Origin of the sequence: Klebsiella sp. X1-16S-Nf21 (assembly GCF_002837615.1) — a bacterium.
GTDB classification, from domain to species: domain Bacteria; phylum Pseudomonadota; class Gammaproteobacteria; order Enterobacterales; family Enterobacteriaceae; genus Klebsiella; species Klebsiella variicola.
On the sequence record NZ_PJDK01000010.1, the window covers coordinates 70289 to 89594 of the forward strand.

A 19306-nucleotide genomic window follows, 5' to 3' on the forward strand; every position below is an offset into this window, starting at 1 on the left:
ATTCTGTTTTTATCCCTTCAGGAATGAGGGAGATTAGCCCTAATTCTGAACCTTTGCGGCCTTCACCGCAAAGCAAATAACTACATGTGACAATGTCGAAACAAGGAGCGAACCATGCAGGTCAGCAGAAGGCAGTTCTTTAAGATCTGCGCTGGCGGTATGGCGGGAACCACGGCAGCAGCGCTGGGCTTTGCCCCGGCAACTGCGCTCGCGGAGACACGGCAGTACAAATTGCTGCGCACGCGAGAAACCCGTAACACCTGTACATACTGTTCTGTCGGCTGTGGGCTGTTGATGTATAGCCTCGGCGACGGCGCAAAAAACGCCAAAGCATCCATTTTCCATATCGAAGGCGATCCGGATCATCCGGTTAACCGTGGTGCGCTCTGCCCGAAAGGGGCCGGTCTGGTGGACTTTATCCATTCTGAAAGCCGCCTGAAATTCCCGGAATATCGCGCGCCAGGTTCCGATAAATGGCAGCAAATCAGCTGGGACGAAGCGTTTGATCGCATCGCCAAGCTGATGAAAGAGGACCGCGACGCCAACTTTATCGCGCAAAACGACGCCGGCACCACCGTCAACCGCTGGTTGACCACCGGGATGCTGTGCGCCTCCGCCTCCAGTAACGAAACCGGTTATTTAACGCAAAAATTCACCCGCGCCCTCGGGATGCTGGCGGTGGATAACCAGGCGCGTGTCTGACACGGACCAACGGTAGCAAGTCTTGCTCCAACATTTGGTCGCGGTGCGATGACCAACCACTGGGTGGATATTAAGAACGCCAACCTGATCGTGGTGATGGGCGGTAACGCCGCAGAAGCGCATCCGGTGGGGTTCCGCTGGGCGATGGAAGCCAAAATTCATAATGGCGCCAAGCTCATCGTTATCGATCCGCGCTTTACGCGTACGGCGTCGGTGGCTGACTTCTATACCCCAATTCGTTCCGGTACCGACATAACCTTCCTGTCGGGCGTGATCCTGTACCTGCTGAATAACGAAAAATTCAACCGCGAATACACCGAAGCCTACACCAACGCCAGCCTGATCGTGCGTGAGGACTACAGCTTCGACGACGGGCTGTTCAGCGGCTATAACGCAGAAAAACGCCAGTACGACAAAACCAGCTGGAACTATGAGCTGGATGAGAACGGCTTCGCCAAACGCGATACCACGCTGCAACATCCGCGCTGCGTCTGGAACCTGCTGAAGCAGCACGTTTCTCGTTATACCCCGGATGTAGTCGAAAACATCTGCGGTACGCCGAAGGCCGACTTCCTTAAAGTTTGCGAATACATTGCCGAAACCAGCGCGCCGGATAAGACCGCGTCGTTCCTGTATGCTCTCGGCTGGACCCAGCACTCCATCGGCGCACAGAACATCCGCACCATGGCGATGATCCAGCTGCTGCTCGGCAACATGGGGATGGCCGGCGGCGGTGTCAACGCCCTGCGCGGTCACTCCAATATCCAGGGTCTGACCGACCTCGGCCTGCTCTCCACCAGCCTGCCGGGCTACATGTCGCTGCCGAATGAAAAACAGGCCGACCTGCAGACCTACCTGACGGCTAACACGCCGAAGCCGCTACTGAAAGATCAGGTTAACTACTGGGGCAACTATCCGAAGTTCTTCGTCTCCATGATGAAAGCCTTCTTCGGCGACAAAGCTACGGCAGAAAACAGCTGGGGCTTTGACTGGCTGCCGAAATGGGATAAGAGCTACGACGTCCTGCAGTATTTCGAGATGATGAATCAGGGCAAAGTGAATGGCTATATTTGCCAGGGCTTTAACCCGGTCGCCTCGTTCCCGAACAAAAACAAGGTAGTGGCTTCCCTGTCGAAGCTGAAGTTCCTTGTAACCATCGACCCGCTCAACACCGAAACGTCCACCTTCTGGCAAAACCACGGTGAGTCCAACGATGTTGACCCGTCGAAAATCCAGACCGAAGTATTCCGTCTGCCGTCCACCTGCTTCGCCGAAGAAAACGGTTCTATCGTCAACTCCGGCCGCTGGTTGCAGTGGCACTGGAAAGGCGCGGACGCCCCGGGGATCGCCGTGACCGATGGCGAAATCCTCGCCGGTATCTTCACTCGCCTGCGTAAGATGTATGCCGAAGAGGGCGGACCAGCGCCGGAGCCGGTGCTCAACATGACGTGGAACTACTCCACTCCGCACGAGCCGGCATCTGAAGAAGTGGCGATGGAAAGCAACGGTAAAGCGCTGGCGGATATTACCGATCCGGCAACCGGCGCGGTAATCGTTAAGAAAGGGCAGCAGCTGAGCTCCTTCGCACAGCTGCGCGACGACGGCACCACCTCCAGCGGCTGCTGGATCTTCGCCGGTAGCTGGACGCCGGACGGCAACCAGATGGCGCGCCGCGATAACGCCGACCCGTCAGGCCTCGGCAACACGCTGGGCTGGGCCTGGGCCTGGCCGCTCAACCGCCGCATCCTGTATAACCGCGCCTCCGCGGACCCGCAGGGTAAACCGTGGGATGCGAAGCGTCAGTTGCTGAAGTGGGACGGCGCGAAATGGGGCGGCGTGGATATTCCGGACTACAGCGCCGCCGCCCCTGGCAGCGACGTCGGTCCGTTTATCATGCAGCCGGAAGGGATGGGCCGTCTGTTCGCTATTGATAAAATGGCGGAAGGGCCGTTCCCGGAACACTACGAACCGTTTGAAACGCCGCTGGGGACTAACCCGCTGCATCCAAACGTGGTCTCTAACCCGGCCGCTCGCGTCTTCAAAGGCGATCTCGAGCAGATGGGTAAGGCCGATAAGTTCCCTTACGTCGGCACAACTTACCGCCTGACCGAGCACTTCCACTACTGGACCAAACACGCGCTACTTAACGCCATCGCGCAGCCGGAGCAGTTTGTGGAGATTGGTGAAAAACTGGCGAATAAGCTTGGCATCGGCCACGGCGATACCGTGAAAGTTTCCTCTAACCGCGGCTATATCAAAGCCAAGGCAGTGGTGACCAAGCGTATTCGCACGCTGAAAGTTGACGGTAAGGATATCGATACCATCGGCATTCCTATTCACTGGGGCTATGAGGGCGTAGCGAAAAAAGGCTTTATTGCTAATACCCTGACGCCGTTCGTCGGTGATGCAAATACGCAGACACCGGAGTTCAAAGCTTTCCTCGTGAACGTGGAAAAGGTGTAACGGAGACGACTTATGGCTTATCAATCGCAAGATATTATTCGTCGTTCCGCGACTAACGGTTTCACCCCCGCGCCTCAGGCGCGGGACCACCAGCAGGAGGTGGCGAAGCTTATCGACGTCACCACCTGTATCGGCTGCAAAGCCTGTCAGGTGGCCTGCTCCGAATGGAACGATATTCGTGATGAAGTCGGTCACAACGTCGGGGTGTATGACAACCCGGCGGACCTGACCGCCAAGTCATGGACGGTCATGCGCTTCTCGGAAGTGGAACAAAACGACAAGCTGGAATGGCTCATTCGCAAGGATGGCTGCATGCATTGCGCGGACCCGGGCTGCCTGAAGGCCTGCCCGTCAGAAGGCGCGATCATTCAGTACGCCAACGGTATCGTCGACTTCCAGTCCGAGCAGTGCATCGGCTGCGGCTACTGTATCGCCGGCTGTCCGTTCGATGTACCGCGTCTGAACCCGGAAGACAACCGCGTCTACAAATGTACCCTGTGCGTAGACCGCGTGACCGTCGGCCAGGAGCCTGCCTGCGTGAAAACCTGTCCGACCGGCGCAATCCACTTTGGCTCCAAAGAGGATATGAAAACGCTGGCCGGTGAACGCGTGGCTGAGCTGAAAACCCGCGGTTATGACAATGCGGGCCTGTACGATCCGGCCGGCGTCGGCGGCACCCACGTCATGTACGTGCTGCACCATGCCGACAAGCCGAATCTGTACCATGGCCTGCCGGAAAACCCGGAGATCAGCCAGACCGTGAAGTTCTGGAAAGGCATCTGGAAACCGCTGGCGGCCGTCGGCTTCGCCGCGACCTTCGCAGCCAGTATCTTCCACTACGTCGGCGTCGGTCCGAACCGCGCGGAAGAGGAAGAGGACAACCTGCATGAAGAGAAAGACGAGGTGCGCAAATGAAAAGACGTGACACCATCGTGCGCTACACGGCGCCGGAACGCATCAACCACTGGGTCACCGCCTTCTGCTTCGTCCTGGCGGCAGTGAGCGGGTTAGGCTTTTTCTTCCCGTCCTTTAACTGGCTGATGCATATTCTCGGTACGCCGCAGCTGGCGCGTATTCTCCACCCGTTCGTCGGGGTGGTGATGTTCGCGTCGTTTATCATCATGTTTTTCCGTTACTGGCACCACAACCTAATCAATCGGGATGATATCTTTTGGGCGAAGAATATTCGTAAGATCGTCGTCAACGAGGAGGTGGGCGATACCGGGCGCTATAACTTCGGCCAGAAATGCGTGTTCTGGGCGGCGATTATTTTGCTGGTACTGCTGCTGGTGAGCGGTGTGATCATCTGGCGTCCGTATTTTGCGCCGGCTTTCTCAATCCCGGTGATCCGATTTGCGCTGATGCTGCATTCATTTGCCGCAGTGGCGTTAATTGTGGTTATCATGGTGCATATCTACGCCGCCCTCTGGGTGAAAGGCACCATTACCGCGATGGTGGAAGGCTGGGTTACCAAAACGTGGGCGAAGAAGCATCACCCGCGCTGGTACCGAGAGGTCCGCCAGAAACAGGAAAAGTCATCTGAATGAGTATTCGCATAATCCCGCAAGACGAGCTGGGTTCGAGCGAGAAACGCACGGCGGAAGCAATTCCGCCGCTACTGTTCCCCAGACTGAAGAATCTTTATAACCGCCGCGCGGAGCGCCTGCGTGAGCTGGCCGCCAACAACCCGCTGGGCGATTACCTGCGCTTTGCCGCGCTGATCGCCCATGCCCAGGAAGTGGTGCTGTACGACCATCCGCTGCAGATGGATCTGACGGCTCGCATTAAAGCGGCCAGCGAACAGGGTAAACCGCCGCTGGATATCCACGTTCTGCCGCGCGACAAGCACTGGCACAAGCTGTTGCACTCGCTGATTGCCGAGCTGAAGCCGGAAATGAGCGGCCCGGCGCTGGCGGTCATTGAGAATCTGGAAAAAGCCTCTGAGCAGGAGCTGGAGCAGATGGCCAGCGCGCTGTTTGTTTCCGACTTCGCCTCCGTCAGCAGTGATAAAGCGCCGTTCATCTGGGCCGCGCTGTCGCTCTACTGGGCGCAGATGGCCAGCCTGATCCCGGGGAAAGCGCGCGCCGAATACGGCGAACAGCGTCAGTTCTGCCCGGTATGCGGCTCGATGCCGGTCTCCAGCATCGTGCAGATCGGCACCACTCAGGGGCTGCGCTATCTGCACTGCAACCTGTGCGAAACCGAGTGGCACGTGGTGCGCGTCAAGTGCAGCAACTGTGAACAGAGCCGCGACCTGCACTACTGGTCGCTGGACAACGAGCAGGCAGCGGTGAAAGCCGAAAGCTGTGGCGACTGCGGAACCTACCTGAAGATTATGTATCAGGAGAAGGATCCGAAAGTCGAAGCCGTCGCCGACGATTTGGCGTCCCTGGTGCTCGACGCCCGTATGGAACAGGAAGGCTTCGCCAGGAGCTCAATTAACCCGTTCATGTTCCCCGGCGAAGGGGAGTAAGTTCTGCGGTGTGATTTCGGGCGGCTCTTGCCGCCCGCTTTCCTTCTTGCGACACGAGCGTAGTCAGGAATGACTCACCCGCGTCACTGACTGTCATCAGAGACCAGCCTTTAGCTCGACACACTCGTTTCAGACGAGTTTGTCGCTCCCTTGTCGTCCTCCTGCCACTCGAATTATTCAGGGTGTAGTTCGTACGGCGTGACTACGCCAGGAATACCGGCAAAATCCTTCGTATTCCGCGTAATCAGTTCCAGACGATGGAGTTGCGCCATCGCCAGAATGATGGCATCCGGCAGCTTAAGCTTATACTCCTGCCGCAGCGCAACGCTTCGCTCTGCAATATCCTGTGAGATGTTAAGATATTAAAGGTGCTTAGCGCCATTCGCGTACGCTGCTCCTGGTGATATTTTTTAGCGCCAACCATCACCTCCATCCAGGTAATCAGACTGATCGCATTCTGCGGTGGCCAGGCCTCCAGCGCCTGTTTGGCTTCGCGACGCCCGCTAAATAAATCAATAAGAATATTGGTATCAAAAAGCGCAGATCCGGAGGTCATTACCACTCCTTGCGTAGCTGACGTTGATATTCCATGCCGTCTTCTTCGCAGTCTTGCCACAGACCCAGCGCACTGGAGATGGTATCTTTAGCTCGATCTTGTTTCTCCAGATATTGTTCAACCGCTTCACGTAACAGTTCCGCTCGCGGAATGTTACACTGCACTTTGAGGTCATCGAGACGTTGAATGACATCGTCTGATAAATCGAGAAGAATTCTGCCCATATCCCTTTCAGCCATCATGCTCATATATACCTCAAGTATATCACCAGTGATGAAGTTATGAGCAATCTACAGCTTTTGAAATCGGAAACAAAAGGATTTTGCCAGGTAAACGCTTTTTTGCGAGCCGCTTTCCATAATGCACAGGCGACCTCAACAGGCCTGTATTTTCGCCATAATCCAGGCTATAACACTGGATATTAAAACAGTACAAGGAACTACATATGGCGCTGGAGAAAGGGATTGCTTCGCTGGTTGAGGCATTTATTGCGGCAGGTCGTCCGTCATCGCGCGATCAACATATTGATGATCGGAGGGCCGGCTATATCGCCAGTGCGGTACTCGCCGGGGAGACGGAAACGCGAGTGCGGGTGGAGGATATCACCCTGGAGGGGATGCACTTCCGCGTCGTTTCACCGCCCACTGCCGACGGCCTGCTACCCACGCTTATCTACTACCACGGCGGCTGTTTTGTCAGCGGCGGCTTTACCACCCACGATAACCAACTCCGTCAGTTAGCCATGTTCAGCGGTTGCCGGGTGATCGCTGTACAGTACCGCCTGGCGCCGGAGCATACCTTTCCGGCGGCGCACGATGATGCAGAACGAGGTGCTACGATTATTCACCAGCACGCAAAGCAGCTTGGCGTTGATGCCTCGCGTATCACGCTGGCCCGGCGGGCACCTCGCCCTGGTCACGGCTCTGCGCCTGAAAGCGAAAGCGGCGTGGCATCCTGCACAACTGATTCTGATTTATCCGATGCTTGACCCCACCGCCAGCATGGCGAGCTACCTCAGCAATGGCGATGACTATGTGATTACCCGGGACACGCTACTGAGCGGCTACGAAATATACCTCCCCTCGACGCCGGCAAACCATCCGGATGCCAGTCCGCTCTGGCGCGAAGATTTTAACGGGCTGCCACCGGTGCATATTCTGACGGCGGAGTTCGATCCTTTACGCGATGAGGGCGAAGTGCTGTACCGAAGGCTGACGGAGCAAGGGGTGGAGAGTTCCTGTCAGCGTTATCTGGGGGTGATCCACGGCTTCTTTCAGCTGGGTGGCGTCAGCCACGCCGCGCGTGATGCTATGCGGGATATCGCCTGGCGTGTGGCATCGCCAGGACGATAACGGCCAGAGGGCACTTACTCTTCCTCGTTGCCGCCCTCTTCGTACGAACCAAAAGGCTTCGCCGGCAGCACGATGTAGATCCCCTCGAAAACCGCACCCTGTTTATCATCGCCAAAAAGCTCCACCTGCATTTGCACGCGGGCTTTACGCCCACGCGCCAGGCGGTCGAGGTCGCCGCTCAGCGATCCCAGGTCGGCGATGGCGCTGGGGCGGCCGCTAATGGGCTGACTGTATCGAACATGCGCATCCGCCAAAATGATGGTGCCCCCCAGATGCCGCTCGCGCAGCATCAGCCAGATAAGTCCCCATCCGGTCAGGGTCGCTAACGAAAACAGGCTACCGGCAAACAGCGTATGGTGCGGATTCTGGTTCCCCGCTTCCGGCATGGTGGTTATAAATTTCTGCCCGGTGTACTGCTGAATGCGTACGCCCATTTTTTCACTCAGCGGGATATGCTGATACCACGCCTGCTGGAGCTGCGCGCACCAGTCGCCACGGTGCAAAATATCGTCCAGCGACGCGATCGGTTTGATCATCAGAAAATGACGGATCGGCGTGGTGGTCGGGGTAGTGATCTCCCCCTGGTTCACAAAGCCCAGCTTGGCGAAAAACTCCACCGCATCTTCGCGGGCGCTACAGGTGACCCGCTTCACCCCTTCCTGACGCGCGACGGACTCGAGGGTCATCGCCATCAGCGTCCCCAGCCCTTTATCCTGTACGGAGGGATGAACGGCCATAAAGCGAATGGAGGCTTCATTTTCCGCATTGATATATAGCCGACCGATGGCGACCAGATTACCCTCTTCATCCACCACCATCTGATGATGCGCCATCGCATCCCAGGCGTCGCGTTCCGATCCTTTAGGCTGATGCAGCGGCTTACGCAGCATCTCCCAGCGGAACTGGTAGTAGCTCTCTAACTCTTCTGCTGTTTGCGGTACACGAAGGTGATACATAGTCGTACTCTCTTTTGTTACCCGCAGCCTGCCCGGAAGCTGGGTCATACCTGCAACCAAAAGGTCACGGGACCATCATTGACCAAAGAAACCTGCATATCCGCAGCGAATCTTCCGGTCTGGGTGTTCATTTCCTGCTGGCGACAGCGGGCGACGAAATACTCATACAGCGCCTCGGCGCGGTCAGGGGCAGCGCCTTTCGAGAAACTCGGTCGCATCCCCCGCTCGGTATCCGCCGCCAGCGTAAATTGCGAAACCACCAGCACGCTGCCGCCCGCCTGCTGGACATTCAGGTTCATTTTCCCTTCCGCATCGCTGAAGATGCGGTAGCCCAGCACCCGTTCACAAAGGCGATTCGCCTTTTGTTCATCATCGTCTTTCTCGACGCCCAGCAGCACCAGAAGCCCCGGACCAATTTCGCCCGTCACTTCATCCTCCACGGTAACGCTTGCACGGGATACGCGTTGAATTAATGCAATCATGGTTGTTCTGTTTCTTCTGTTTTAAGTTTGCGGTATTCACCGAGAGTGACAGTAATTTCAGCGCCAAGCAAGACGATACACCAGGTCCAGTACACCCAGACGAACAAAATCGGCACCACCGAAATCACACCATAAATTAACTGATAGGACGGAAAGGTGGTGATATAGAGGGCAAACGCTTTTTTACCTGCCTCGAACAGCAGCGCCGCAAACAGCGCCCCGATCACCGCGTCGCGGTTACGCACCTGGGTGGTCGGTACAATACTGTAGAGCAGCCAGAACGCCGCCCAGGAAAGGATCAGCGGGAAGAGGCGGAGCAGATTATCAATCACGCCGTCCAGATCGCTCGCCCAACGCAGCGACAGCAGATACGAACTGATCGCCAGGCTGGCGCCTGCCAGCAGCGGGCCAAGAGTCAGGATCATCCAGTAAACGGCAAAGGAGTAAACTTTGGGACGGCTGCGCGTGCTGCGCCAGATGGTGTTTAGCGCGCTGTCGATCGAGTACATCAGCAGCAGCGAGGTGACGATCAGGCCAAACGCGCCTACGGCGGTCATACGGCTGGAGTTAGCCACGAACTGTTCGATATACCCCTGAATCACATCCCCGGTCGCCGGAATAAAATTGGCGAAGATAAAATGGCGAATCTGCACGCTGACTTCGGAAAACATGGGAAAGGCCGCAAACAGCGCGAACACGACGGCTATCAGCGGCACCAGGGAAAGTAATGACACATAGGCGAGGTTCCCCGCCAGGGTCGTCATATGGTCTTCATCAATGCGCCGCCACAGCAGCTTAAGCCACGCCAGCAGCGGCCGGGTATGGTGGTGTAATTTTTGCTGAACGGTTTTTAGCATAACTGATTCGCGAAATAGTCAGGGATGGTCTTCTTCCCGGTCACCAGAATACTGGTGATCCCTAACCGGTTGGCCCCTGCTATATTATCGACGTTATCATCAAAAAAGACCGTATCTGCGGCGGAAAATCCCTCTTCTTCCAGTACTCGTAGATAAATTTCCGCTTCAGGCTTACGCAATCCCATCTCCTGTGACAGATAAATGCGATCGGCGGCAGCGCGCACTTCCGGGTATTCATCGGGCCAGAATGTGGTGTGAAGACGATTGGTATTGGAGAGCACCACCACCCGATGCCCCTGGGCACGAAGTTTATGCATGATGGTAATTACCTCCGGGCGCAGCGCGACAAATACCGCCTGCCAGCCGTGAGCAAACTGCTCATAGCTGAGGGACATATTCATTTCATGACACATGGCGGCGGCAAAGTCTTCATCGCTAATCTCGCCACGCTCATGCTGGTGGAAAGCCTCTCCCATGGTGAAATGCTGCTTCAGCGTCGCCAGCGGGATGCGGGTTAAATCACTCCAGGCTCCCAATACCCGGTTGAAGTCAATGTCGACAATCACATTACCTAAATCAAAGATATAGAGCATTTTTGTCTCCTTCCGCGCCGTGGAAAATTAACTTTAGCGGGAAAGGCAGGATTTGACTATTGGCGTATGATGCAGGAATGAAAAAAAGAAACCCCGCCGGAGAGGCGGGGTTTAGCGAACAACAAGAAGAAAAATTACTCTTCTTTTGCACCGCGCATTGCGCGTTTACGGTCGTTCTCAGTCAGGTGACGTTTACGGATACGGATAGACGTAGGGGTCACTTCTACCAGTTCGTCGTCATCGATGAACTCCAGAGCCTGCTCCAGGGTCATCTTAATCGGCGGAACCAGAACCGTTGCTTCGTCAGTACCGGACGCACGCATGTTGGTCAGTTTCTTACCGGTCAGGCAGTTTACCGTCAAGTCGTTAGAGCGACTGTGAATACCGATGATCTGGCCTTCGTAAACTTCAGCGCCGTGGCCGAGGAACAGCTTACCGCGATCCTGCAGACCGAACAGGGCGAACGCAACCGCTTTACCCTGACCGTTAGAGATCAGTACGCCGTTGTTACGCTGACCCACTTCGCCCGGACGAACGTCGTCGTAGTGGCTGAAGGTGGAGTACAGCAGACCGGTACCAGAAGTCATGGTCATGAACTCTGAACGGAAGCCGATCAGACCACGGCTTGGGATCACGTAGTCGAGACGTACGCGGCCTTTACCGTCTGGATTCATGTTTTTCAGGTCGCCTTTACGCTCGCCCAGCGCCTGCATGACAGAACCCTGGTGCTGCTCTTCGACGTCCAGCGTCACGTTTTCGAACGGCTCTTGTTTACGGCCATCGATTTCGCGGAAGATAACTTTCGGACGGGAAACCGCCATCTCGAAACCTTCACGACGCATGTTTTCAATCAGAACGGACAGGTGCAGTTCACCACGGCCGGAAACGCGGAACGCATCAGCGTCTTCGGTTTCTTCAACGCGCAGCGCCACGTTGTGCACCAGCTCTTTGTTCAGACGGTCCAGGATCTGGCGAGAGGTAACGAACTTACCTTCTTTACCGCAGAACGGCGAGGTGTTGACGTTGAAGAACATGGTTACGGTCGGCTCATCAACGGACAGTGCCGGCAGCGCTTCGACATTCTGCGGATCGCAGATGGTGTCGGAGATGTTCAGCTCGCCCAGACCGGTGATCGCGATGATGTCGCCAGCTTCAGCTACGTCGCTCTCGATACGCTCCAGACCCAGGTGAGTCAGCACTTTACCGACTTTACCGTTACGGGTTTTGCCTTCGCTATCGATGATAGTGACCTGCTGGTTCGGCTTCACTTTACCGCGTTTGATGCGGCCGATACCGATGACGCCAACGTAGTTGTTGTAGTCCAGCTGAGAGATCTGCATCTGCAGCGGACCGTCAAGGTCAACGTCCGGCGCCGGCACGCGATCAACAATCGCCTGGTACAGCGGGGTCATGTCGTCAGCCATGTCTTCGTGGTCCAGACCCGCGATACCGTTCAGCGCGGACGCGTAAACGATCGGGAAGTCCAGCTGTTCGTCGGTCGCATCAAGGTTAACGAACAGGTCGAAGACCTGATCGACAACCCAGTCCGGACGGGCGCCCGGGCGGTCAACTTTGTTGATGACCACGATCGGCTTCAGGCCGTGGGCAAAAGCTTTTTTGGTCACGAAGCGCGTTTGCGGCATCGGGCCATCAAAGGCATCGACCACCAGCAGCACAGAGTCAACCATGGACATAACACGCTCAACCTCACCTCCGAAGTCGGCGTGCCCTGGGGTATCAACGATGTTGATACGGTAATCATTCCATTTGATTGCGGTGTTTTTCGCGAGGATGGTAATCCCACGCTCTTTCTCCAAATCGTTGGAGTCCATCACACGTTCTTGTGCTTCAGTACGTGCGTCGAACGTACCGGATTGCTGTAGCAGCTTGTCAACCAGGGTAGTTTTACCATGGTCAACGTGCGCGATGATGGCGATATTACGCAGATTTTCGATCACAACTTTGCCTCAGGCATTAGAAATAGCGCGTTATTGTACACGTATTAAGCGAAGGACTGAACAGGATCACAAACATCCTCCGCAAACAAGTATTGCAGAGTTTCTTTGTGACCGCTTTCACGGAGCGATAAAAGGGCACCGTAACAAAAATTGCACCAAAATGGTGCTCAATGTTCACACTGAGGCACTACTTTGGTGCATTATCTCCATCATGGTGCAGTCCTTTTGCACTATGGTGCGCATGATACAGCGTTTTATAGGGCATTTAAAAGTTGGCACAGATTTCGCTTTATATTTTTTAAGGCAACAACGCCACTTTTAAGCAGTATGAAGTTTTCGTTACCACGACGACAATGACCAATCCGGGAGAGTTTAAGTATGTCCGCTGAACACGTTTTGACGATGCTGAACGAGCACGAAGTGAAGTTTGTCGATCTGCGCTTCACCGATACCAAAGGTAAAGAACAGCACGTCACGATTCCGTCTCATCAGGTAAATGCCGAATTCTTCGAAGAAGGCAAAATGTTTGATGGCTCCTCGATCGGTGGCTGGAAAGGTATCAACGAATCTGACATGGTCCTGATGCCGGACGCTTCCACCGCGGTCATTGACCCGTTCTACGAAGAACCGACCCTGATCATCCGCTGCGATATCCTCGAGCCAGGCACCCTGCAGGGCTATGACCGTGACCCGCGCTCCATCGCGAAACGCGCTGAAGAGTACCTGCGCGCCACCGGCATCGCTGACACCGTCCTGTTCGGGCCAGAACCAGAATTCTTCCTGTTCGACGACATCCGTTTTGGCGCCTCTATCTCCGGCTCCCATGTCGCGATCGATGACATCGAAGGTGCGTGGAACTCCTCCACCAAATACGAAGGCGGTAACAAAGGTCACCGTCCGGGCGTGAAAGGGGGTTACTTCCCGGTTCCGCCAGTAGACTCTTCTCAGGATATCCGTTCCACCATGTGTATGATCATGGAAGAGATGGGCCTGGTTGTTGAAGCTCACCACCACGAAGTGGCTACCGCAGGTCAGAACGAAGTGGCAACCCGCTTCAACACCATGACCAAAAAAGCGGACGAAATTCAGATTTACAAATACGTTGTTCACAACGTCGCTCACCGCTTCGGTAAAACCGCGACCTTTATGCCGAAACCAATGTTCGGCGATAACGGCTCCGGCATGCACTGCCATATGTCTCTGGCGAAAAACGGGACTAACCTGTTCTCCGGCGACAAATACGCAGGTCTGTCTGAGCAGGCGCTGTTCTACATCGGCGGCGTAATCAAACACGCTAAAGCTATCAACGCCCTGGCGAACCCGACCACCAACTCCTACAAGCGTCTGGTCCCGGGTTACGAAGCGCCGGTTATGCTGGCTTACTCTGCGCGTAACCGCTCTGCCTCCATCCGTATTCCGGTGGTGACCTCTCCGAAAGCGCGTCGTATCGAAGTGCGCTTCCCGGACCCGGCTGCCAACCCGTACCTGTGCTTTGCGGCGCTGCTGATGGCTGGCCTTGATGGTATCAAGAACAAAATCCATCCGGGCGAAGCAATGGACAAAAACCTGTATGACCTGCCGCCGGAAGAAGCGAAAGAGATCCCGCAGGTTGCAGGCTCTCTGGAAGAAGCCCTGCAGGCTCTGGATGCTGACCGTGAGTTCCTGACGGCTGGCGGCGTGTTCACCAATGACGCTATCGATGCTTATATCGCCCTGCGTCTGGAAGAGAACGACCGCGTACGCATGACTCCGCATCCGGTTGAGTTCGAACTGTACTACAGCGTCTAATTTTGCTGTAAATCCAGGGTATGTCGTGTTGTGGCGCGGGATGCCCGGGATATTTTGTTGCCGTGGAAACTTTCAGCCCATCTCAGGATGGGCTTTTTTCTCCACCAACACGCTGATCTCGCGAGCTTTTTACCGATAAAAAGCTATACTGCACTAAATTGGTGCACTCATTTTCAGGAGACTGTCGAATGGCAACAGGCACACTGCCCGATGCTGGGCAGATCCTTAACTCTCTAATCAACAGTATTTTACTGGTCGATGATGACCTGGCGGTGCATTTTGCCAACCCTGCGGCGCAGCAGCTGCTGGCGCAAAGTTCACGCAAGCTGTTTGGCACCCCGTTACCTGAGCTGTTGAGCTATTTCTCATTGAATATTGGGCTGATGCAGGAGAGTCTGCAGGCGGGCCAGGGTTTTACCGATAACGAAGTCACGCTGGTTATCGATGGCCGCTCACACATCCTGTCTCTGACCGCCCAGCGGCTACCGGAAGGCTTTATTTTGCTGGAAATGGCGCCAATGGATAACCAGCGCCGCCTGAGCCAGGAGCAACTGCAGCACGCACAGCAGGTCGCCGCCCGCGATCTGGTCCGCGGCCTGGCACATGAGATAAAAAACCCGTTAGGTGGCCTGCGTGGCGCGGCACAGCTGCTCAGCAAAGCCCTGCCCGACCCGGCGCTAACGGAATACACCAAAGTGATCATCGAGCAGGCTGACCGGCTGAGAAATCTGGTCGATCGCCTGCTTGGGCCACAGCATCCGGGCATGCACGTTACTGAAAGTATCCATAAAGTCGCCGAGCGGGTAGTGAAACTGGTCTCCATGGAGTTACCGGACAACGTGAAGTTAATCCGTGATTACGACCCCAGCCTACCAGAGCTACCCCACGACCCGGATCAAATTGAACAGGTGTTGCTGAACATCGTCCGTAATGCGCTGCAGGCGCTGGGGCCGGAAGGGGGCGAAATTGTTCTCCGCACCCGCACCGCTTTCCAGCTGACGCTGCACGGGGTGCGTTATCGCCTCGCCGCACGTATTGACGTTGAAGATAATGGCCCGGGTATTCCGCCCCATCTCCAGGATACGCTGTTTTATCCGATGGTCAGCGGCCGCGAAGGCGGTACCGGCCTGGGCTTATCTATCGCCCGCAGCCTTATCGATCAGCACTCCGGCAAAATTGAATTCACCAGCTGGCCGGGTCATACCGAATTTTCGGTATACCTGCCTATTCGGAAGTAGAGGTGTTTATGCAACGAGGGATAGCCTGGATCGTTGATGACGATAGCTCCATCCGCTGGGTGCTTGAACGCGCGCTCACCGGAGCCGGCTTGAGCTGCACAACGTTCGAAAGCGGCAATGAGGTGCTAGATGCCCTCACCACCAAAACCCCGGATGTACTGCTGTCAGATATCCGTATGCCGGGAATGGATGGTCTGGCGCTGCTCAAACAGATTAAGCAGCGTCATCCAATGCTTCCGGTCATCATAATGACCGCACATTCCGATCTGGACGCCGCGGTCAGCGCTTATCAGCAAGGCGCGTTTGATTATCTGCCCAAACCTTTTGATATTGATGAAGCCGTCGCCCTGGTCGACCGGGCGATAAGCCACTACCAGGAGCAGCAACAGCCGCGAAATGCGCCAATAAGCAGCCCAACTGCCGACATCATCGGCGAAGCGCCGGCAATGCAGGATGTCTTTCGCATTATTGGCCGTTTGTCGCGATCATCCATCAGCGTGCTGATTAATGGCGAATCCGGTACCGGTAAAGAGCTCGTCGCTCACGCCCTGCATCGTCATAGTCCACGTTCAAAAGCGCCGTTTATCGCACTGAATATGGCGGCAATACCCAAAGACCTGATTGAGTCCGAGCTGTTCGGGCATGAAAAAGGGGCCTTTACCGGCGCCAATACCGTCCGCCAGGGACGCTTCGAACAGGCTGACGGCGGCACGCTATTCCTGGATGAAATTGGCGATATGCCGCTTGATGTCCAGACTCGTCTGCTGCGCGTGCTGGCGGATGGCCAGTTTTATCGCGTGGGCGGTTACGCGCCGGTGAAGGTCGATGTGCGGATCATCGCCGCCACCCACCAGAACCTGGAACAGCGCGTGCAGGAGGGGAAATTCCGTGAAGATTTGTTCCACCGCCTGAACGTGATCCGGGTGCATTTACCGCCGCTGCGCGAGCGCCGGGAAGATATTCCACGCCTGGCCCGCCATTTTCTGCAGATAGCCGCCCGCGAGCTCGGTGTTGAAGCCAAACAGCTGCATCCGGAAACGGAGACAGCGCTGACACGCCTGGCGTGGCCTGGCAACGTCCGTCAGCTGGAAAACACCTGTCGCTGGCTCACCGTCATGGCCGCCGGCCAGGAGGTACTGACGCAGGATCTGCCGAGCGAACTGTTTGAGACCACGGTTCCGGACAGCCCGACGCAGATGCAGCCCGACAGCTGGGCGACGCTGCTGGGTCAGTGGGCCGATCGGGCGTTGCGATCCGGTCATCAAAACCTGCTCTCAGAAGCGCAACCCGAAATGGAGCGCACACTGCTGACGACCGCCCTGCGCCATACCCAGGGGCACAAGCAGGAGGCTGCGCGTCTGCTGGGATGGGGTCGTAATACCCTGACGCGTAAGCTAAAAGAGCTGGGAATGGAGTAGTGATTAACGGCATGATGAAAATTAGCCGTTCAGCGCAAAGTGCTGCTATTTTGTACTTTACTGTTCCGATGAGTTGAGTATGATCGTGCCCGGCATTAGGGGAGAGCATCATGTTTGAATCACTGGTGAGTATGATATCGAGCGGCGCCGCAGCCAGTCACACGCCACAAACGGCAGTCGCTGCCGTGTTGTGCGCTGCGCTGGTCGGGCTGTTCAGCTAATGGTTCCCCTCTCCTGCGGCCGCGGGAGAGGGGAAAACATTAAATGACCCGGGAGAACTGTTGCATCCGAGCTTTTTGCCGTAGATAGGCATCAAAGCACATGCAGATATTGCGGATCAGCAGTCGGCCTTTCGCCGTCACCTGAATGGCCTTATCATCCACAGCCACCAGCCCGTCATGCGCCAGCGGCGCCAGCAGCTTCAGGTCTTCAGCAAAATAAGACTGAAAATCCACATCCCACTGCGCCTCTACGGCCCCAATATCCAGACGGAAATTACAGATCAACGCCTTAATCACGTCGCGACGTAAACAGTCATCGCGGGTTAACGCGATCCCGCGCCATAGAGCGTCCCCTTGCTCTGCCACCTGCTGGTAGTACAGCTTCAGCTCTTTTTGGTTCTGGGCGTAGCTGTCGCCAATCATGCTGATCGCGGACACGCCCATCCCCAGCAGATCGGTATCCCCCTGGGTGGTGTAACCCTGGAAATTGCGGTGCAGTATGCCATGACGTTGCGCGACCGCTAATTCATCGTCTGGGCGAGCAAAGTGGTCCATGCCGATAAACTGATAGCCTGCCGCCGTCAGTGAACCGATGGTCTCCTGGAGGATCTCCAGCTTCTGTTCAGCGGTGGGCAGATCGGCATCTTTAATTTTGCGCTGTGCGGCAAAGAGCGTGGGCAGATGCGCATAGTTAAACACGCTCAGGCGGTCAGGATTGAGCTCGGCGACCTTTTGCAGGGTAAAGGCGAAGCTCTCCGGCGTTTGCTTCGGCAGGCCGTAGATGAGGTCGATATTGGTCGAGGTAAAACCAATCTCCCGCGCATGGTGGAGCAAATCAAAGATGAACGCTTCGTCCTGCTCACGGTTAACCAGGCGCTGAACCTCTTTATTGAAGTCCTGCACGCCCATACTCAGGCGGTTGAACCCCTCGGTGCGTAAATGATCGAGGACATCCAGCTCGATCTCACGTGGATCGACCTCAATGGAAATCTCGGCTTCCGCGCTGAAATGGAAGTGGCTGCGCAACAGATCCATCAGGCGACTGATTTGCGCCTTATTGAGATAGGTTGGCGTGCCGCCACCCCAGTGCAGTTGCTTAACCTGGCGACTGGCAAACAGCGGCGCGCGGTGGATGATCTCCTGTTCAAGGACATCGAGATATTGATCGGCCTTATGCTGCTGGCGGGTGACTATCTTATTGCAGCCGCAGAAATAACACAGCTTATGGCAAAACGGGATATGCACGTACAGCGACAGGGGACGCTGTGGGTAACGGGCCACAGCGGCATCGAATTCCGCCGCGCCAAATTGCGGTGAAAACTCCAGCGCGGTGGGATACGAGGTATAGCGCGGCCCGGAATAGTTATATTTCTGGATCAGGGCCAGATCCCAGTCGATTATCTGCTCAGACATGCTCACTCCTTCCGATGGTGCCGCCGACGGGTACGCCGTCCCGGCCCCACCGCACCGCGGGTCATGAGCCGGTTGCGCAGCCATTTCTGACGCCGCGACAACCGTCGTAGTTTAACGAATAACCACAGCAGATAACATATAACCAGAAGGGTTATAAGCAGTACCGGGAATCCGATGGGATGCAAATGTTAGTTTCCACCCTTCAGCAGACGCATCATATCTTCCTGACGCTCTTCCTCTTCTTCATCTTCGTCATCGTAAGAGAGGCCGAGCTGCTGCATCAGCTCATCAATGCGATCCAGTTTGGCGTCCACCCAGCTCTGCTCTTCAGCATTCAGGGTGCCGCCCTCTTCCAGACGTTCCAGCAGCGCGTCCAGGCGCTCATCATTCTCCAGCAACTCCAGCTCAGCCTGCGGTGAAAGCATAGGTTTCTCGCTCTTTGGTTTATGCTGCTTGGGGGCTGGGGTGCTGCTTTCGCTCACGCCCAGCGGGATCGGTTTTTTACTGCCGACGCGCGGGTCTTGCGTCTGGCTCTGTTTTTTGCCCGCTGAAGCCGCATCGCCGCCGTTCGCGCGACTGCCTGCCGCGTGACCACGATGTTTCTTCTGCCGTTTGCGATCGCGAGCTTCCTGATTTAACTCTTCACGCGACTTGCGGCCGGATTTGCCACGGGTGGCGGATGTCGGTTTTTTCATGGTGTGTAATCTTCAGACAGTATTATTCAGTATAGAATTGAGGCGGAATCTAGCAGAAAGCAAGCAAAGAAAAAAGGCGACAGATTACTCTGTCGCCTTTTTCCTCACTGACCACCCTTAACGGGCTTCTTCTTTCCCTGT

At 55.9% G+C, this 19306-nt stretch carries 16 protein-coding genes and 2 pseudogenes; 9 read left to right on the forward strand and 9 right to left on the reverse strand.

Translation table 11 applies throughout. The features are described 5' to 3' along the window. Positions 1-114: 114 nt before the first annotated feature. The 4 genes from fdnG to fdhE are packed head-to-tail and all read left to right on the forward strand — an operon-like array spanning position 115 to position 5638. Positions 115-3165: a formate dehydrogenase-N subunit alpha gene (gene fdnG, locus CW267_RS07160; protein ID WP_094030659.1), complete on the forward strand. Its 3051-nt coding sequence runs from the start codon at positions 115-117 to the stop codon at positions 3163-3165. A 12-nt stretch (positions 3166-3177) separates the two neighbouring features. Next, complete coding sequence (fdxH, locus tag CW267_RS07165) at positions 3178-4080, forward strand: formate dehydrogenase subunit beta (RefSeq protein WP_002882822.1); 903 nt, start codon at positions 3178-3180, stop codon at positions 4078-4080. Beyond that, positions 4077-4712 carry a formate dehydrogenase cytochrome b556 subunit gene (gene fdoI, locus CW267_RS07170; RefSeq protein WP_008807902.1) on the forward strand — a complete coding sequence of 212 codons (636 nt, stop codon included), beginning with the start codon at positions 4077-4079 and terminating at the stop codon, positions 4710-4712. Before fdxH ends, fdoI begins: the two co-directional genes overlap by 4 nt. Next, a complete protein-coding gene (gene fdhE, locus CW267_RS07175; RefSeq protein WP_004150358.1) occupies positions 4709-5638 on the forward strand; it encodes a formate dehydrogenase accessory protein FdhE in 930 nt (309 codons plus the stop codon). The genes fdoI and fdhE overlap by 4 nt, the downstream gene beginning before the upstream one ends. 173 nt (positions 5639-5811) lie before the next feature. Here fdhE and CW267_RS07180 read toward each other — a convergent pair. Together CW267_RS07180 and CW267_RS07185 are read right to left on the reverse strand one after the other, a co-directional pair. Continuing rightward, positions 5812-6194 (reverse strand): annotated as a pseudogene (locus CW267_RS07180) (type II toxin-antitoxin system VapC family toxin). Further along, positions 6194-6436, reverse strand: a complete 243-nt coding sequence (locus tag CW267_RS07185) for a ribbon-helix-helix domain-containing protein (RefSeq protein ID WP_165787424.1) — start codon at positions 6434-6436, stop codon at positions 6194-6196. Before CW267_RS07185 ends, CW267_RS07180 begins: the two are co-directional and overlap by 1 nt. A 203-nt stretch (positions 6437-6639) precedes the next feature. On the opposite strand from CW267_RS07185, the pseudogene CW267_RS07190 reads away from it, so the two are divergent. Continuing rightward, positions 6640-7546, forward strand: a pseudogene (locus CW267_RS07190) (alpha/beta hydrolase). Positions 7547-7560: 14 nt separating this feature from the next. Here CW267_RS07190 and fabY read toward each other — a convergent pair. The 5 genes from fabY to typA form a co-directional block, all read right to left on the reverse strand. Continuing rightward, positions 7561-8502, reverse strand: coding sequence for a fatty acid biosynthesis protein FabY (gene fabY, locus CW267_RS07195; RefSeq protein WP_153690833.1), 942 nt, complete (start codon positions 8500-8502; stop codon positions 7561-7563). Between the two features lie 44 nt (positions 8503-8546). After that, positions 8547-8984 carry a D-aminoacyl-tRNA deacylase gene (gene dtd, locus CW267_RS07200; RefSeq protein ID WP_012543288.1) on the reverse strand — a complete coding sequence of 146 codons (438 nt, stop codon included), beginning with the start codon at positions 8982-8984 and terminating at the stop codon, positions 8547-8549. Next, the gene (locus CW267_RS07205; protein WP_038421936.1) at positions 8981-9841 is read right to left on the reverse strand and encodes a virulence factor BrkB family protein; all 861 of its coding nucleotides are present in this window, start codon (positions 9839-9841) and stop codon (positions 8981-8983) included. Before CW267_RS07205 ends, dtd begins: the two co-directional genes overlap by 4 nt. Then, a complete protein-coding gene (gene yihX / locus CW267_RS07210) occupies positions 9835-10434 on the reverse strand; it encodes a glucose-1-phosphatase (RefSeq protein WP_008807908.1) in 600 nt (199 codons plus the stop codon). Before yihX ends, CW267_RS07205 begins: the two co-directional genes overlap by 7 nt. Positions 10435-10568: 134 nt before the next feature. Next, on the reverse strand, positions 10569-12392 hold the full coding sequence (gene typA / locus CW267_RS07215; protein ID WP_008807909.1) for a ribosome-dependent GTPase TypA: 1824 nt from the start codon (positions 12390-12392) through the stop codon (positions 10569-10571). A gap of 378 nt (positions 12393-12770) precedes the next feature. On the opposite strand from typA, the gene glnA reads away from it, so the two are divergent. The 4 genes from glnA (at position 12771) to CW267_RS30410 (ending at position 17057) form a co-directional block, all read left to right on the forward strand. Then, complete coding sequence (glnA, locus tag CW267_RS07225) at positions 12771-14180, forward strand: glutamate--ammonia ligase (protein ID WP_004203622.1); 1410 nt, start codon at positions 12771-12773, stop codon at positions 14178-14180. A gap of 188 nt (positions 14181-14368) precedes the next feature. Then, positions 14369-15418, forward strand: coding sequence for a nitrogen regulation protein NR(II) (gene glnL, locus CW267_RS07235; protein ID WP_008807910.1), 1050 nt, complete (start codon positions 14369-14371; stop codon positions 15416-15418). An 8-nt stretch (positions 15419-15426) separates the two neighbouring features. Then, a complete protein-coding gene (gene glnG, locus CW267_RS07240; protein ID WP_008807911.1) occupies positions 15427-16836 on the forward strand; it encodes a nitrogen regulation protein NR(I) in 1410 nt (469 codons plus the stop codon). Between the two features lie 110 nt (positions 16837-16946). Then, positions 16947-17057 (forward strand): YshB family small membrane protein, encoded by a 111-nt coding sequence (locus CW267_RS30410; protein ID WP_004152951.1) that lies wholly within the window; start codon positions 16947-16949, stop codon positions 17055-17057. A gap of 39 nt (positions 17058-17096) precedes the next feature. Here CW267_RS30410 and hemN read toward each other — a convergent pair whose 3' ends face one another. Together hemN and yihI are read right to left on the reverse strand one after the other, a co-directional pair. Then, positions 17097-18470 (reverse strand): oxygen-independent coproporphyrinogen III oxidase, encoded by a 1374-nt coding sequence (gene hemN / locus CW267_RS07245; protein WP_022064970.1) that lies wholly within the window; start codon positions 18468-18470, stop codon positions 17097-17099. 188 nt (positions 18471-18658) lie between these two features. Continuing rightward, positions 18659-19165, reverse strand: a complete 507-nt coding sequence (gene yihI, locus CW267_RS07255; protein ID WP_008807913.1) for a Der GTPase-activating protein YihI — start codon at positions 19163-19165, stop codon at positions 18659-18661. Positions 19166-19306 lie beyond the last annotated feature (141 nt).